The sequence below is a fragment of the Vibrio sp. Y58_MX_L22 genome (genome assembly GCF_024181865.1).
In the GTDB taxonomy this organism is placed as follows: domain Bacteria; phylum Pseudomonadota; class Gammaproteobacteria; order Enterobacterales; family Vibrionaceae; genus Vibrio; species Vibrio alginolyticus.
Genome location: NZ_JAMZAN010000015.1, coordinates 16,747 through 31,503, shown reverse-complemented (window position 1 = coordinate 31,503; position 14,757 = coordinate 16,747). Strand labels below are relative to the sequence as shown.

The 14,757-nt window shown below is 44.1% G+C and carries 17 protein-coding genes; 14 read left to right on the top strand and 3 right to left on the bottom strand.

Annotated features, from left to right (window positions below):
* Window positions 1-22 precede the first annotated feature (22 nt).
* From NL626_RS21475 to NL626_RS21460, 4 genes are all read left to right on the top strand, one after another.
* Entirely contained in the window at window positions 23-1,024 is a 1,002-nt protein-coding gene (locus NL626_RS21475; RefSeq protein WP_005383630.1) for an ArsJ-associated glyceraldehyde-3-phosphate dehydrogenase, read from the top strand.
* Between the two features lie 12 nt (window positions 1,025-1,036).
* Entirely contained in the window at window positions 1,037-1,531 is a 495-nt protein-coding gene (locus NL626_RS21470) for a cyclin-dependent kinase inhibitor 3 family protein (protein ID WP_005383629.1), read from the top strand.
* Between the two features lie 254 nt (window positions 1,532-1,785).
* Window positions 1,786-3,003 (top strand): organoarsenical effux MFS transporter ArsJ, encoded by a 1,218-nt coding sequence (arsJ, locus tag NL626_RS21465; protein WP_253657714.1) that lies wholly within the window; start codon window positions 1,786-1,788, stop codon window positions 3,001-3,003.
* A 283-nt stretch (window positions 3,004-3,286) separates the two neighbouring features.
* On the top strand, window positions 3,287-4,300 hold the full coding sequence (locus NL626_RS21460) for an acyltransferase (RefSeq protein WP_017636080.1): 1,014 nt from the start codon (window positions 3,287-3,289) through the stop codon (window positions 4,298-4,300).
* Here the strand turns inward: NL626_RS21460 and NL626_RS21455 are convergent.
* Window positions 4,297-4,626, bottom strand: coding sequence for a DUF2500 domain-containing protein (locus NL626_RS21455; protein ID WP_005389668.1), 330 nt, complete (start codon window positions 4,624-4,626; stop codon window positions 4,297-4,299). The two genes, NL626_RS21460 and NL626_RS21455, sit on opposite strands and share 4 nt — an antisense overlap.
* A gap of 327 nt (window positions 4,627-4,953) precedes the next feature.
* Between NL626_RS21455 and NL626_RS21450 the strand changes: the two genes are divergently transcribed.
* The 4 genes from NL626_RS21450 (at window position 4,954) to NL626_RS21435 (ending at window position 8,007) form a co-directional block, all read left to right on the top strand.
* A complete protein-coding gene (locus NL626_RS21450; RefSeq protein ID WP_005378717.1) occupies window positions 4,954-5,322 on the top strand; it encodes a hypothetical protein in 369 nt (122 codons plus the stop codon).
* A gap of 1,081 nt (window positions 5,323-6,403) precedes the next feature.
* A complete protein-coding gene (locus NL626_RS21445) occupies window positions 6,404-7,024 on the top strand; it encodes a lysoplasmalogenase (RefSeq protein WP_005389670.1) in 621 nt (206 codons plus the stop codon).
* 69 nt (window positions 7,025-7,093) lie between these two features.
* Complete coding sequence (locus NL626_RS21440) at window positions 7,094-7,315, top strand: YecH family metal-binding protein (RefSeq protein ID WP_005378711.1); 222 nt, start codon at window positions 7,094-7,096, stop codon at window positions 7,313-7,315.
* 107 nt (window positions 7,316-7,422) lie between these two features.
* Window positions 7,423-8,007 carry a YhgN family NAAT transporter gene (locus NL626_RS21435; RefSeq protein ID WP_005389671.1) on the top strand — a complete coding sequence of 195 codons (585 nt, stop codon included), beginning with the start codon at window positions 7,423-7,425 and terminating at the stop codon, window positions 8,005-8,007.
* Between the two features lie 57 nt (window positions 8,008-8,064).
* Here the strand turns inward: NL626_RS21435 and NL626_RS21430 are convergent, their stop codons facing one another.
* Together NL626_RS21430 and rsmD are read right to left on the bottom strand one after the other, a co-directional pair.
* Window positions 8,065-8,331 carry a DUF1145 domain-containing protein gene (locus NL626_RS21430; RefSeq protein ID WP_005378704.1) on the bottom strand — a complete coding sequence of 89 codons (267 nt, stop codon included), beginning with the start codon at window positions 8,329-8,331 and terminating at the stop codon, window positions 8,065-8,067.
* 25 nt (window positions 8,332-8,356) lie between these two features.
* A complete protein-coding gene (rsmD, locus tag NL626_RS21425) occupies window positions 8,357-8,956 on the bottom strand; it encodes a 16S rRNA (guanine(966)-N(2))-methyltransferase RsmD (RefSeq protein ID WP_005378702.1) in 600 nt (199 codons plus the stop codon).
* 230 nt (window positions 8,957-9,186) lie between these two features.
* Here rsmD and ftsY point away from each other — a divergent pair, with 230 nt between their 5' ends.
* The 6 genes from ftsY to glpG all read left to right on the top strand — a co-directional run bounded on the left by ftsY (window position 9,187) and on the right by glpG (window position 14,746).
* Window positions 9,187-10,401, top strand: a complete 1,215-nt coding sequence (gene ftsY, locus NL626_RS21420; protein WP_253657713.1) for a signal recognition particle-docking protein FtsY — start codon at window positions 9,187-9,189, stop codon at window positions 10,399-10,401.
* Window positions 10,402-10,423: 22 nt separating this feature from the next.
* Window positions 10,424-11,098 (top strand): cell division ATP-binding protein FtsE, encoded by a 675-nt coding sequence (ftsE, locus tag NL626_RS21415; RefSeq protein ID WP_005393800.1) that lies wholly within the window; start codon window positions 10,424-10,426, stop codon window positions 11,096-11,098.
* A complete protein-coding gene (ftsX, locus tag NL626_RS21410) occupies window positions 11,088-12,056 on the top strand; it encodes a permease-like cell division protein FtsX (RefSeq protein WP_005378695.1) in 969 nt (322 codons plus the stop codon). Before ftsE ends, ftsX begins: the two co-directional genes overlap by 11 nt.
* A 176-nt stretch (window positions 12,057-12,232) precedes the next feature.
* Entirely contained in the window at window positions 12,233-13,090 is an 858-nt protein-coding gene (gene rpoH, locus NL626_RS21405) for an RNA polymerase sigma factor RpoH (protein ID WP_005378693.1), read from the top strand.
* 493 nt (window positions 13,091-13,583) lie between these two features.
* Complete coding sequence (gene glpE, locus NL626_RS21400; protein WP_005378691.1) at window positions 13,584-13,904, top strand: thiosulfate sulfurtransferase GlpE; 321 nt, start codon at window positions 13,584-13,586, stop codon at window positions 13,902-13,904.
* Window positions 13,904-14,746: a rhomboid family intramembrane serine protease GlpG gene (gene glpG, locus NL626_RS21395; RefSeq protein ID WP_047103977.1), complete on the top strand. Its 843-nt coding sequence runs from the start codon at window positions 13,904-13,906 to the stop codon at window positions 14,744-14,746. Before glpE ends, glpG begins: the two co-directional genes overlap by 1 nt.
* Window positions 14,747-14,757: the final 11 nt, after the last annotated feature.

Here is a 14,757-nt window from a genome sequence, read left to right as displayed (position 1 = left end):
TAGAAGATTAGAGGGTAAAACTATGACAATTAAAGTAGGAATTAATGGCTTTGGCCGAATTGGTCGCTTAGCGCTGCGAGCGGCATTTGATTGGCCAGAATTGGAGTTTGTGTTAATCAACGATGTCGCAGGTGACGCCGCTACGCTTGGTCACTTATTAGAATTCGATTCAGTGCAAGGTCGTTGGCATCATGGAGTTCAGGTCGAAGGCAGTGAGCTCGTCATCAACGGCAAGCGTGTCGCCACGACTCAACAACGCGATATCGATGCGGTGAACTGGTCTGATTGTGATGTTGTGATTGAAGCGACAGGCGTACATCGCAAAACATCATTCCTGAATAAATACCTAGAGCAAGGCGTGAAACGTGTCGTGGTAAGCGCACCTGTGAAAGAAGAAGGTATCGCGAACATTGTGGTGGGCGTGAACGACCATATTTTCGACCCTGAAAAACATCGTATCGTGACAGCGGCTTCGTGTACGACTAACTGTATCGCACCTGTGGTTAAAGTCATTCATGAGAAATTGGGTATCGAACAATCTTCTTTTACGACCATTCACGACCTGACGAATACGCAAACTATTTTGGATGCGCCACACAAAGATCTACGCCGTGCAAGAGCATGCGGCATGAGCCTTATCCCAACTACGACGGGTAGCGCGAAGGCGATTGTCGAAATTTTCCCAGAATTAAAAGACAAAATTAATGGTCATGCGGTTCGCGTACCTCTAGCAAACGCATCGTTAACAGACATCATTTTTGATGTGAAGCGTGATACCACGGCAGAAGAAGTGAATGCACTGTTAAAAGAAGCATCTGAAGGTGATTTGAAAGGCATCCTTGGCTTCGAAGAGCGTCCTTTAGTTTCTATCGATTATAAAGGCGACCAACGTTCAACCATCGTTGATGCGCAATCAACCATGGTTGTGGGTTCTCGTATGGTTAAGATTTACGCTTGGTACGATAACGAAATGGGTTATGCAACGCGCACAGCAGAGCTGGTTCGTAACGTTGGTTTGGCTTAAAAGGGGGTCACAATGTCTCATCCTACATGGCAATTAGATTTGGACTCCGGTGCTTTAATCTTAACACCGTGCCCAGGAACGAAAGGTGTCGATTTGCATGCGTCGTTAGAACAGTTGAAAGAGCAGGGTGTTCAAGCGGTCGTTACTGCATTAGATGATAGTGAATTAGCTGCGAAGAATGTCTCTGCATTGGGTGAAGCCACTCAGCAACTGGGAATGAAATGGTTCCAGATCGAGATTGAAGACGACTGCGCACCAAATGAAGAGTTTGCGACGAAGTGGCAACAAGCCAGTCCGGAACTGCACGCGATTCTTGCTCAAGGTGGCAAAGTTGCGATGCATTGCATGGGTGGTTCGGGGCGCACAGGTTTGTTCGCTGCTCACCTACTCCTAGAAAAGGAATGGCAGTTAGAAGATATCGTGCGAGAAGTGCAGGCATTGCGCCCTGGTGCATTTACAAAACCTGTGCAAGTTGAGTACATCGAACGCGTGGCTCAAGACGCTTGATCAGCTTAAATAGCTTTTGGTTCATTATGATCCAAAAGCTAAATTCGAGCTTCTTCAGGATACGACTGTTTACAAAAAAAGCCATTAATATTAACTAATGCATTGTTTTTAAGTTGTATTTTGCTTTTTATTGATGTTGGGGCATTTTTTGAAAATCACAGCAACATTGTATTGGTCAATGTTGCTGTACAGGTTAGGAAGTATTTAGAACATGATGATCTAAATGCTTCTATCGCTGTACATATGAGGTCAATATGATTTCTCAATTAAACAAAAGTATTCGTCAGTACATGTTAGTGACGTTTAACTATTGGAACTTTACGGTGACCGATGGCGCACTGCGTATGCTGGTGGTGCTCTATTTTCATGACTTAGGTTATTCCACGTTAGCTATTGCCTCACTGTTCCTTTTCTATGAATTTTTTGGTGTGGTAACAAACCTAGTTGGTGGTTGGCTGGGCGCAAGGTTAGGCCTTAATAAAACCATGAACATTGGTTTAGCGATGCAAGTGTTTGCGTTGTTGATGCTCGCAGTACCAAATGCATGGCTGACCATTCCTTGGGTGATGGCAGCGCAAGCTCTGTCGGGGATTGCCAAAGATCTGAACAAAATGAGTGCTAAGAGCGCGATTAAAACGCTAGTACCAGACGAGCAGCAAGGGGCGCTCTACAAATGGGTAGCGATTTTGACTGGCTCGAAGAATGCACTCAAAGGAGCGGGCTTTTTTGTTGGTGGCTTGCTGCTGTCTTGGGTGGGTTTTCAAAACTCGATGTTTATTATGGCGGGTGTACTTACATTAGTGTTTATTTGCAGCATGATCTGGCTAGAAGCGGACATGGGTAAAGCAAAGAGTAAACCTAAGTTTCGCCAAATATTCTCCAAGTCTGAATCGATAAACATTTTATCCGCAGCTCGCATGTTCTTGTTTGGGGCGCGTGATGTGTGGTTTGTGGTCGCTCTGCCTATTTATCTTGGTAGCGTGTTTGGCTGGGATCACTTGTGGGTTGGTAGCTTTCTCGCAGCGTGGGTTATTGCTTATGGGTTTGTGCAAGGCTTTGCGCCGCGTATTACTGGCAAAGCGCAAGGTCGTGTGCCTGATGGTAGTGCAGCATTGGTGTGGGCAGGAATCCTAGCGTTAATTACGGCTGGTATTGCTTATGGTGTGCAAATCGGTTGGCAGCCTGAATTGGTGATTGTGGTAGGTTTGATGATTTTTGGCGCTGTGTTTGCCATTAACTCTTCGCTGCACTCGTACTTGATAGTGAGCTACGCTAAAGGCGATGGCGTCTCGTTGGATGTCGGTTTTTACTACATGGCCAATGCGATGGGACGTTTGATTGGCACGGTATTATCGGGTTGGATCTACCAAGAGGCTGGTCTTGCGGCGTGCTTATGGGTTTCTTTTGCTTTCTTGGCACTGACGACGCTGATTTCAATTAAGTTGCCAAAAGCTGATGTTGCTACTGCGTAACTACCCCCAGTATCGCTATCTGTAGATGGTATAAATGGCTCCAAATCGGAGCCATTTTTGTTTCTTATGCGCCGTTTGCTGTAATCAGATTGTTTCGGTTTGGCATCGAGAGTGAATACTGATGCTTGGTTTTTGGTTCTCGTTAAGTGATTAGAGTGGTGATGAAATCCCCGTTGTAGGTCATTGTTGAGTTAAAAATAAGCAAAAACAGATTGTTAACTATTTCACTGGTTGAGATTTACCCTATGCTATAAACGATAAGCGACTCAAAGTAGGGAAAGGTATGAGAGAAAGGGTTCTGTTTTTTGATTTATTGCGCTGCTTCGCAGCGGTAGCAGTGATCGCCATTCACGTCTTGGCACCGTATCGAAATGAGTTAGGAGTGATTCCATTTGACCAATGGCTGACAGCGGTAGGCGTGAATAGCGTAACCCGCTGGGCAGTGCCAGTTTTTATTTTGATCACCGGAGCGCTAATGCTCAGTGACACTCGACCATTTGACGGTAAGTATTATATCAAAAGGCGTTTGGGCAAAGTTTTAGTTCCATTTCTTATTTGGTCGATGTTTTATGCATACCTTTCAGGCTGGACTTCTCAAGGCTTTGATTTTGAAACCGTAAAAGAGGTATTAAGCAATAGCCCATTCCACGCAACGTATTACCATCTCGGCTTTTTCTATTACTTTATACCACTGTATTTTGTGATTCCGCTGTTTCAATGGATGGTACGCAACGTGGATGACAACGTCTTGTATACCTATCTCGCATTTTGGCTTTTCACCAGCACTCTGTTCTTGTTCAAGATTGATGGCCCTTGGAGTAATCAGATGTGGCTTTATATGGGTTACCTTCCACTGGGGTATGTTTTATTTCAAAAGGTACCTTTGAATCGCTCTATGGTGACCTTATTTGTTGGGCTAGGACTCGTGGCGTTGGCAGTGACCTTTACGATGGTTGTGACAAATAGCTTAGAGGCGGAGAAGTATACGGTTGGGCGCTGGCTCTCTTATAAAACACTGAATGTGATTCTAGCAGCTTCGATGATTTTTATGATCGGGCGTTACTTTGGTGAAGGCTTATCACCAAAAGTACAAAAAGTGGTAAGTGTGATCAGTCAGCACAGCTTAGGGATTTACTTACTTCATCCTATTTTCTTATGGCCGATGAAAGAGTTCGGTTGGTACACAGGACATCCTGCGTGGGTGATTCCAGTCTGGATCGTTCTAAGTGGAGCTGGAGCCTTGGCGATGAGCTATCTCTTTTCTCGTTCTGCCAAGACTCGTTGGTTACTGCCTTAACGTTTGATAGCGAAGTGAAGGAACTTGTTGCCGCGATAGGTCAGTGTTCCCTTATCTCCAGGATTGAGTGCATGGTAGTAATGCACTCCAATTTGGAATTCACGCTTTGGACCGATAGAACCACGTTGAACGTAAATCCAATACTCTTGATCGTCTTGACCTGGTGGTGCGTTTGGTATGTCTATCGCTTGTTTATCTAAAACCGTTACCTGCGCGCTTTGCTCTGGAGCGTCTTCGCCCACATAGTGCTTACTATAAAAACGGAAAAACACCCACGCGCCCAAGGCAATAAGGGCGAATAGGGCGACAATAAGTGAGATTGGCATATTAACCTCCAATGTTTTATCGGGTCCCATTCTACAGAACTCGCTGACGAAACGATGAGTTGAGGTAACTTATTCATAATCTAATGAAAGGGATATGGAGATTATTCGGCGCACTTCACGATTTATCTTAATGATGCACGATGAAATCGTCGCTTCATCTGCAAGCGAAGTCACTAAAGCTGAACGAAGCGGCTTTCACTTGTTAGGCTATATGAGCTCAAGGGCACAAATTGAAAGTAAAATTGCACTTAACGGCTCGAAAAAGCTCTAAATTTATAGAAGAATAAAAATAATGAACATAGGAAGGGTCTGGTAAGGAGGGTTACGATGTCAGATATTGAAAAAGTAGTCATGCGTACCCGAACGATCGAAAAACTTTTGCGTACTCAGTACCATGCAGAAGGGAAAGGGTTGCACCAACTTATTAATAGTTGTGAAGAACGTTTACCGCATGACGTGATAGCAAAGCTTCGATTCATCGCGACAGTGCGTAATAAAGTGGTGCACGAAGACGATTACAAGCTGGATGATCGTAAAGGCTTTATGGCGGCATGTGATGCTTGTGAAAAAGAGCTGACACCAAGAAGCTCTCGCTTTATTTGGCGTACAGCAATTTTGCTAATGACGTTGATTACGCTGGCCGCTCTTGGTTTCTACTATATGCACTGGGATATTTTGTCTAAGCACATTCAGTAGAGCAATACAGATAAATAAAAAAGGACGCATTTGCGTCCTTTTTTATTTTAAATCATTTGGTTAGTACATCATTGGCAGTGTCATTAAACCCACAACCACTGCAATCATAACCAGCCCTTGTTTTTGAGAAGATGAAATCATAACACTACCCCTTAATCTTTGATGAACTCGATGAATTTAATATAGCACTGTTTTTGGGGTTTGATCAACATATGCTCGTTAATCTTTTCAAAAACCACACTTAACTTGTCTGGTTTTACGTGATTCTGACTAATGAAACTATGTTTTTTGTCCTGTATTTAAAGTGTTCACATTGTTTTTTTTTTATCCTTTCTTGTTTTAAGTATTTGATTTTATAATGTTAAATGGTTTGTGGTGTTGGCTTTGTAATTGTTTTTTGTTTCGAATGGTATGTTGGGTGTTTATTTTGTCTGTATTTCTCAAAAATTGAGAAAATTAAAAAATGTGCTATGAGGTTGCATCGTCAAATCGAAAGCATGGAGTGAGATTTTCTTACCTTATGAGAAAATATGGGCTTCAAAAGTGTTTAGTGATTTTATGGTTTATGAAGTCCGCACTTTTATCTGTTATTGAAATTATGATTTTATTTATCATTGACTTACTTTTCTTGTCTGATGTTTTTTTTACTGAATTAAGGTCAGTTTTCTTAGTTTTTACCCCTAATCATCAGTAGTTCCTCCTCTCTTAGAGCGCTACTAAGACTATTTTCTATTTTGTGTCTGTTATTTATTCTTGTTGCCTGCATTACATACATCCTGGTGGTTTAATCGTCAGTTTGTAAAATGGCGGCTTACCTGGAGCACTTATCTGTTTTTCAGTTAAATAGTTTTAGAAAGCGCTGGTTATTGTGTCGTGTGATTTGATGGGTTCGGCTGATGAGCAAAGCTTGGCCCCAATGTTTAGTGGCATCATTCAGCCTCATCGGCTTTATTATTACGTAGGCTGAGGGTTACAAAATGTTTCGAATCGCTAGCGAGATCCAACTTTCGTAGATTGTGTCTTTACATCAAAACTGGTCTACCTAGACTAGCGGCGAGTTTAAGTAAAAGGTGTATACTGCATGTGGAGTTGGCTGGCGATAGGGCTATCAGGTGTGTATTCCGTGTTGGGAGCAAAGCAAGCTAACCCGACACAATCCCTCGTGTTTAAAATCTTTACTCTGCTACTTCTTCTTGTGTTGGTGTTAACTCAAGGTGCATCCGCAACATATACCTACTGGATTGCGGGTGGGCTTATTGTGTCTATGGTGGCAGATACGCTGCACTCGTTTAAAACTCGTAAGCTAATCTATTTTACGGCTTATCTGGTTGCCCAGGTATGCTACAGCAAGTCATTTTGGGTGCAGCTTAATGGTGAGATTGTCTGGTGGCTGTTGGCCCTGCTGCTTGCAGCGAGTATCGTAGCGTTCTTTTTGTTGCTACCTCAACTCGACTCTCTGGTATTCCCCGTTGTGATCATGGGGATGATGCTGGTTCAACTTGCTTGGGCTGCCGGTGAAGTTTGGTTACAAGTGCCGAGTTACGCCAATGCTATCGGCTTTAGCGGAACCTTAGTTCTGATCTATTCGGCGCTGGCATACGCGATACACGGTTATCGAAAACCGATGAAACACGCCTATTTGTGGGTGAGTGGCAGTTACTTTTTTGCTCATGCCCTCATTGTTGCCTCAATCATTTACTAATTTAAGTCAAAGCAGCTCTTGAGGATTTCAGTAAACTGAACGCATTGTTCTTAATAACTGGAGTCAATAATGAGTGAAATCCATGCTCACGAGCTGCTAAACCTACTTAGAGAAACGCCAATGGATCGCGAAGCCCTCACGCAGCACTTTGGCGCTAGCGTTCGCTTTCACACCTGTAAACTGAATGATCTAGACTTAGATGCATTACTAGCATTTTTGCTCAAGCGTGACAAAATTCGTGAGCTTGAAGGTAAGTTTGTGGTCAATATGGCGCGAGTTTGTAATCACTAAAACGGCGGCTAAGATCGAGGGTGAATATGGTGTTTTCGCCCTCAGTCATATACTCATGTTGTCAGTTTGCTATACACTGGCCGCCATTTTTTAGGTGAGGCCAGAATATGGACATTCTTTCTGCAGCGACCATGCTGTTTCTAATCATGGACCCTCTCGGTAACTTGCCGATTGTGTTGTCTATTCTCAAACATATCGATCCCAAGCGTCGTCGTAAGGTATTGATTCGTGAACTACTGTTTGCCTTACTGATTTTGATGCTGTTTCTGTTTGCAGGACAAAGCATCTTAAGTTTTTTGCATGTCCAGCCAGAAACGCTCAGCATTTCTGGTGGCATTATTCTCTTCATTATTGCGATTAAGATGATTTTCCCGAGTGCTGGCAGCATCACTGGACTGGCAGCAGGCGAGGAGCCCTTTATTGTTCCGATGGCCATTCCTATGATCGCAGGCCCTTCAGTGATTGCAGCCTTGCTTTTACTGTCTTCGCAACATCCAGAGAAAATGTTGGAAATGTCAGCATCAGTCGTAATTGCGTGGGGCGCAACATTTTTTATACTGATGTTTTATGGCTTCTTTAATCGCTTGTTGGGTGAACGTGGCTTGAAGGCGGTAGAACGCTTAATGGGCTTGTTACTGGTGATGATCTCCACTCAAATGTTCTTGGATGGTGTAAAAAGTTACATTGGGTGACGAACGAAACGCAGAAAAAAAGCCGCTCACAAGAGCGGCTTTTTCGTATCTGAGCGATTACATCATGTGTTTACGACGAATATCGAGTAGGGCAAAAATACCAAAAATCAGGATTGAATATTTTTCCCAACTGCTCATTTTTATTTTGTCGCCAAATGCACCAATGAAGATGGCCATTTGTAAACCGTGCATGATGAACAAAAAAGCGGTCATGATGTATAGCGCAATCGCGGCATTGCCGGGAAAGGGCATAAAAATATTTAGGATTAATACTAACCAAACAAAGGCGATAGCCGCTTTGGCCAGCATAATTAGTGCTTTCATTTAAGTATCCTTTTAAATCGAGGCGTTATGCGGAGGTACGTTCGTACAGACGATAGCTCACTTGGCCTGCTGTTTTTTCTCGATGTAATTGCCAGTTTTCTGGTAAGTCGGCAATATTGAGTTCTTTTTCTGTTTCAATATAAATCATCGCATCTTCCGCGAGCCAGCCATTTTGTTCTAGCAGAGCCACGGTCTCATCCAATAGACCTTTGCGAAACGGTGGGTCAATAAACACCACATGGTGAGCAGAACCCGGTTGCTTCAAAAAACTCAGTGCGTCGGTATTTACCACTTGGATGTTGTTCGCGTTAAGAGAGGCAACATTCTTTTGTAACTGTTGGAAAGCTTGTGGGTTTAGCTCAACCATGGTCACTTGCTCTGCTTGGCGCGAAGCTGACTCAAATCCCAAGCCGCCAGAGCCAGCAAACAAGTCGAGACATTTTGCCTGTGGTACATCTTGAGCTAACCAGTTAAACAGCGTTTCTTTGACGCGATCTGTCGTGGGGCGTAAGCCTTCAGCATCGTGTACAGGAAGTTTTCTGCCTCTCCATAAGCCACTAATAATGCGAACAAAGCCCGTTGTTGGCTTTTTTTGTGATGAGTTTTGCTGGCGACGTCTTACCATAGATTTTTTGACCGCTAATAAAGTGATACTATATCTAATCGCCCAAGCAATGAGCTTGGAGCTTGGATACAGCCCAGAATATTCAAGATGACAGAGTGTAACACTAATAAGATTAGAATTACCTAATCGGAAAGTTTTCAGAACTTTGTCATTAGCCTTTTTTAGACAGATAATAATCTTGTCAAAAAAGAGTCATTAATAGATAAAAGAACAATCTAGGATAGCCCCAGATGACGGAAAAAAAGAAGCGCGGATTACTTTCGTGGCTAGGTTTTGGTGACGAAGAACAAAGCCCAAAACCAAAAACTGAAGAAACAGTAAAAGAAGAAGCAGTGGAAGCGCCTTCTGAAGAGCAGCAAACCGAAGCGGTTGCTGAGCAAGCGGAAGCTACGCTAGAACTTGAAGAAGAAGCGAAACAATCAGAGACTGCCCCAGCAGAAGCAGAAGCAGAAGCAGAAGCAGAAGCAGAGGATCCAGAAGTCGTATCGGCCGCGCCTCGTGTTCAAGAACAAGAAAAGCCAACAGAAAGCTTTTTTGCTCGTCTTAAACGCAGCCTAAGCCGAACAAAAGCAAATATTGGTGCTGGCTTCTTCGGTCTGTTCAGCGGTAAGAAAATCGATGAAGACTTATTTGAAGAGCTAGAAGAGCAACTGCTTATTGCTGATGTGGGCATGAATACCACAACAAAAATTATCAACAACCTGACAGAAAAAGCCACACGTGGCGATCTGAAAGACGGCGAAGCCCTTTATGGTTTGTTGAAAGAAGAAATGGCTGAGATTCTTTCTAAAGTCGAACAGCCACTAGAAATCGATAGCAACAAAACGCCTTACGTCATCTTGATGGTGGGTGTAAATGGCGTGGGTAAAACCACGACCATCGGTAAGCTAGCGAAGCAGTTCCAAACTCAAGGCAAAAAAGTGATGCTTGCAGCGGGAGATACTTTCCGTGCCGCAGCGGTTGAGCAGCTACAAGTGTGGGGTGAACGTAATAATGTTCCTGTGATTGCTCAACATACTGGCGCAGACAGTGCCTCTGTTATCTATGATGCGATTGAAGCGGCAAAAGCACGTGGTGTGGATGTGGTGATTGCTGATACAGCAGGTCGTCTACAGAACAAAGCGAACCTAATGGAAGAGCTGCGTAAGATTGTACGTGTGATGAAGAAAATTGATGACTCTGCACCACATGAGATCATGCTAACGCTTGATGCAGGTACAGGACAAAATGCCATTAGCCAAGCGAAACTTTTCAGTGATGTTGCCCCTCTAACCGGGATTACTTTGACTAAGCTGGATGGTACAGCCAAGGGCGGCGTAATTTTCGCTATTGCTGATCAGTTCGGTATTCCAATTCGTTACATTGGTGTGGGTGAAGGTATCGAAGACTTGCGTCCATTTGAAACTCAAGAGTTTATTGACGCACTGTTTAGTCGTGAAGAATAAAAAGAGTTAGAGGAAATCAACGGTGATCAAATTTCAGCAAGTAAGCAAAGCTTACCGAGGTGGTCGACAAGCACTGCAAAAAGTCGATTTTCACCTGAGGCGCGGTGAAATGGCGTTTTTAGGCGGACATTCCGGGGCTGGTAAAAGTACCTTGCTGAAATTGATCTGCGCGATAGAGCGACCAACCGATGGCAAAATCCATTTTAATGGCCACGACATCACGCGTATTCCAAGCAAAGACATCCCTTTTTTGCGCCGCAATATTGGGATTGTTTTTCAAGATCATCGCCTATTGATGGATCGCAGTGTGTACGACAATGTCGCTCTGCCAATGCGTATCGAATCGATTTCTGAAAACGAAATCAAACGCCGTGTTTCTGCGGCGTTAGATAAAACGGGCTTACTCGATAAAGCTCGTTGTCTACCTAGTCAACTTTCTGGTGGTGAACAACAGCGCGTCGGTATTGCCCGTGCTGTGGTTAATCGACCAACGTTGCTGGTGGCTGATGAGCCTACGGGTAACCTTGACCCAGAATTATCCAACCGTGTGTTGCGTCTATTCGAAGAATTTAACCGTGCGGGCGTGACTATCCTACTTGCCACGCACGATGTGGGGTTAGTAAACACTCGCCCACAGTATCGTCATTTTGAATTGAACCAAGGCTTCCTAAGTGAGGTAGAAGACTATGGCAGGTAACAAGCACTCCCAAAAGAAGGGGAAAGGCCGCAGTGCCAAGCGTGCGAATACCGATGGTTTTTTCTCTGTCCATGCAAAACAAGCTAAATCCTCTTTTAGCGCCTTATGGCAACGACCACTAGGCAACATTCTGACCCTAGCGGTCATCTCCATGGCACTTGCCATGCCAGCTTGTTTGTATCTATTGGGGAAAAACGTTGCGGGGGCAGCGGAAGATGTCGCTTCTCCTTCACAAGTTAGTGCTTACTTAGTTGAAGGCATGCCGGATGCACGAGTGATGGTTCTCAAAGATCAAATTGAAACTTGGCCTTTGGTAAAAGAGGTAGAATATATTTCACCGCAACAAGGTCTATCTGATTTAAGCCAATATGCAGGGTTCGACCAAGCTATCAGCCTTTTAAGTGGCTATGCGCTACCTGGTGTGTTGGTGATTACGCCAGATTCGGAGCTAAAAAGTGATATTCAGTCATTAGCCAAAGACGTTCGAGAGCAACAAGATGTGACCGACGTGAGACTTGACGAAGACTGGCTGGCGCGTCTTGATGCCATCAAAACTCTCGCGAGTATTATTGTCATTACCCTGACAGTGCTGATGCTCGGTGCGGTATTTTTAATCGTTGGCAATACATTGCGATTTAATGTGCTGGCGAATAAAGAAGAGATTCAAACCATGAAACTGATCGGTGCGACGGACAGTTTTATTCTGCGCCCTTACTTGTACACAGGTATGTGGTTTGGCGTGTTAGGTGCCACTATTGCGTGGTTGGTAACGGCTTTAGTGACCATTGTCATGAATAGTGCGGTGGAAGACCTTGCTGCGTTGTACGATAGCCAGTTCCGCCTGATTGGTCTAAGTTGGGATGAATCTTTGTTATTAATCATCATTGGGAGTCTTTTGGGATGTATTGCGGCGCGTTTTTCTGCGCAACGACATTTAAAAGAAATTGAACCAGTTTAAGTGATGGCGGTCTTATTACTTGGATTTCATTAGCACTAGCTAATTTTGAACCCTTGCTTAGACCAAATGTTTATGGATAATTGCTTCCCCTTCTTGAAACTTGTTCATTTTGAGTTCAAGATATCGAAGCTAAATTGCAATGTAATGCTCCAGATCAGAGATTGATGAGGAATTGAATGACAAAAGAAGCGTATCCGATGGCTCTAGTCACGCAAGATAGCCTTGATAGCTATATTCGCTCAGTAAACAGCTACCCAATGCTGACTGCAGACGAAGAGCGTGAGCTGGCAGAACGATTACACTATAAAGGTGAGATTGAGGCTGCAAAAGGTCTAATTCTTTCGCACCTACGATTCGTTGTTCACGTTGCTCGTGGTTACTCTGGCTACGGTTTGCCGATGGCGGATCTTGTGCAAGAGGGTAACATCGGTCTAATGAAAGCCGTTAAGCGTTTTAACCCAGAAGTAGGGGTTCGCTTGGTTTCTTTTGCTGTCCACTGGATCAAAGCAGAGATCCACGAATACGTGCTACGTAACTGGCGTATCGTGAAAATTGCGACCACTAAAGCGCAACGTAAATTGTTCTTCAACCTGCGTAAGTCGAAAAAGCGCTTGGGTTGGTTTAACAACGGTGAAGTGGAAACCGTTGCGCGCGAGTTAGGTGTTGAGCCTTCTGAAGTTCGCGAGATGGAATCACGCTTAGCGGCGGTGGATTCAACCTTTGATATGCCAACTGATGAAGACGACAGTTCAAACGCTTACACAGCGCCGATGCTATACCTAGAAGACAAATCGTCTGATGTGGCCGACAACATTGAAGCCGCCAACTGGGAAATGCACACCAACAATCGCTTGGGTCATGCATTAGCGAGTTTGGATGAGCGTAGTCAGCGCATCGTGCGTTCTCGTTGGTTAGATGATGAGAAAGCAACATTGCAAGACTTAGCTGATGAGTTCGGTGTTTCTGCCGAGCGTATTCGCCAGCTAGAAAAAAATGCAATGAAGAAACTAAAATTGGCTGTGGGTGAATTTTAATTTCCACTGCTAATTGAAAGTAAGATTTTCATAGAAAGCCGAGATCATGTGATCTCGGCTTTTTTATTGTCGATCGAAAATCGATAGCGTTTGCGATCCGGATTTTATGTGCTACCTGTGTATAACTCTGTGAAGTAATTATTTATCAACTGTTCGAAACCCGGACAAAATAAGGGATTCAAGCACTTTTCCATCTGGGGATAGTTATAGATATACACACAGTTAGATCAGGATCATCACTACATATTGTGGATCAAAAGATCCAAATACACTTTATCAACGCAATTCACAGCTTTATCCACAAATGGTTGGAATGTGTACACTTTTGAAAACCCTGATTATCCATGTGTCTAAGTTTGCCGTTGGATAGGTTACAATAGCGGCAGTATACCCAAGCAGCTTCAAATATGGATTTTATGCTGTACCACGGGTGCTGATTAGTACGTTAGGTTCGAGGTTGCTTGGGTATATTAATAAGACAATGAGAAAGTAAATGGATCAGTTTAAGCATATCGATGTACAAGGTGCGCAAGCGCTGCTCGAGCAGGGTGATGCGAAGCTTGTAGATATCCGTGACCCTCAATCGTTTGCCGTTGCGCATGCGGAGTCCGCGTATCACTTAACTAACGATACGATCGTTGCGTTTATGGATGAAGTGGAGTTCGAACAACCTATTCTAGTGATGTGTTACCACGGCATTAGTAGCCAAGGTGCGGCGCAATATTTGGTTAACCAAGGCTTTGAACAGGTGTACAGTGTAGATGGTGGCTTTGAAGCCTGGCATCGAGCAGAACTACCGATAGTGAGAAGTTAATGAAGAGATTGGTAACGTTAAATAATCCACGTATGGCGCAAGCCTTTATTGATTATATGGCCTCTCGCCAAATTGACATCGAAATGATGCCAGAAGGGGATGGGCAATTTGCGCTGTGGCTGACTGATAGCCAGCATGAAATAGAAGCGGAAGCCGAACTTAAGCTGTTCCTTGCTAACCCGTCTGATTCAAAATACAGCGCCGCCTCGTGGGACGTTGCCGATACTCGTAAGAGCACATTTCATTATTCCAGCCCGAGTATCATAAGCATGGTCAAAGCGAAAGCTGGCCCCATGACTTTGCTGATCATGACAGTCTGTATCATCATCTACTTGTTACAAATGTTTGGCTTTGGCAATGGCGTGTTTAAGTTGTTGCACTTCCCGGCTTTTGAGGGGCAACAATGGCAAGTGTGGCGATGGCTAAGTCATGCGTTACTGCACTTTTCAGTAACTCACATCGTGTTTAACTTACTATGGTGGTGGCAGTTGGGGGGCGACATCGAACGTCGTCTCGGTTCCGGTAAGCTATTGCAACTCTTTGTGGTGTCGGCAGCGTTTTCAGGGGCAGGCCAGTTCTATGTTGAAGGGGCTAACTTCGGCGGCTTGTCTGGCGTGGTCTATGCACTGCTTGGTTATTTGTGGATACTGGGTTACCGCTTGCCACATTTAGGCCTTACGTTACCCAAGCCAATTATCGTCTTTATGTTGGTATGGTTAGTTCTTGGTTTTGTGCAGCCATTTATGGCGATTGCAAACACCGCTCACTTAGTTGGGCTACTGTCGGGGATGGCGATTGCGCTGTTTGATTCAGGCAAGATGAAATACCAACAGCAAGCCTAAAGCAGATGAAA

What these genes read in the sequence shown, in the direction of transcription:
- glpG (WP_047103977.1), top strand. Translation starts at nt 13,904, where the DNA reads ATGAAGAGATTGGTAACGTTAAATAATCCACGTATGGCGCAAGCCTTT.
- glpE (WP_005378691.1), top strand. Translation starts at nt 13,584, where the DNA reads ATGGATCAGTTTAAGCATATCGATGTACAAGGTGCGCAAGCGCTGCTC.
- rpoH (WP_005378693.1), top strand. Translation starts at nt 12,233, where the DNA reads ATGACAAAAGAAGCGTATCCGATGGCTCTAGTCACGCAAGATAGCCTT.
- NL626_RS21435 (WP_005389671.1), top strand. Translation starts at nt 7,423, where the DNA reads ATGGACATTCTTTCTGCAGCGACCATGCTGTTTCTAATCATGGACCCT.
- arsJ (WP_253657714.1), top strand. Translation starts at nt 1,786, where the DNA reads ATGATTTCTCAATTAAACAAAAGTATTCGTCAGTACATGTTAGTGACG.
- NL626_RS21470 (WP_005383629.1), top strand. Translation starts at nt 1,037, where the DNA reads ATGTCTCATCCTACATGGCAATTAGATTTGGACTCCGGTGCTTTAATC.
- ftsY (WP_253657713.1), top strand. Translation starts at nt 9,187, where the DNA reads ATGACGGAAAAAAAGAAGCGCGGATTACTTTCGTGGCTAGGTTTTGGT.
- NL626_RS21440 (WP_005378711.1), top strand. Translation starts at nt 7,094, where the DNA reads ATGAGTGAAATCCATGCTCACGAGCTGCTAAACCTACTTAGAGAAACG.
- NL626_RS21460 (WP_017636080.1), top strand. Translation starts at nt 3,287, where the DNA reads ATGAGAGAAAGGGTTCTGTTTTTTGATTTATTGCGCTGCTTCGCAGCG.
- rsmD (WP_005378702.1), bottom strand. Translation starts at nt 8,956, where the DNA reads ATGGTAAGACGTCGCCAGCAAAACTCATCACAAAAAAAGCCAACAACG.
- NL626_RS21455 (WP_005389668.1), bottom strand. Translation starts at nt 4,626, where the DNA reads ATGCCAATCTCACTTATTGTCGCCCTATTCGCCCTTATTGCCTTGGGC.
- NL626_RS21445 (WP_005389670.1), top strand. Translation starts at nt 6,404, where the DNA reads ATGTGGAGTTGGCTGGCGATAGGGCTATCAGGTGTGTATTCCGTGTTG.
- NL626_RS21430 (WP_005378704.1), bottom strand. Translation starts at nt 8,331, where the DNA reads ATGAAAGCACTAATTATGCTGGCCAAAGCGGCTATCGCCTTTGTTTGG.
- ftsX (WP_005378695.1), top strand. Translation starts at nt 11,088, where the DNA reads ATGGCAGGTAACAAGCACTCCCAAAAGAAGGGGAAAGGCCGCAGTGCC.
- NL626_RS21475 (WP_005383630.1), top strand. Translation starts at nt 23, where the DNA reads ATGACAATTAAAGTAGGAATTAATGGCTTTGGCCGAATTGGTCGCTTA.
- NL626_RS21450 (WP_005378717.1), top strand. Translation starts at nt 4,954, where the DNA reads ATGTCAGATATTGAAAAAGTAGTCATGCGTACCCGAACGATCGAAAAA.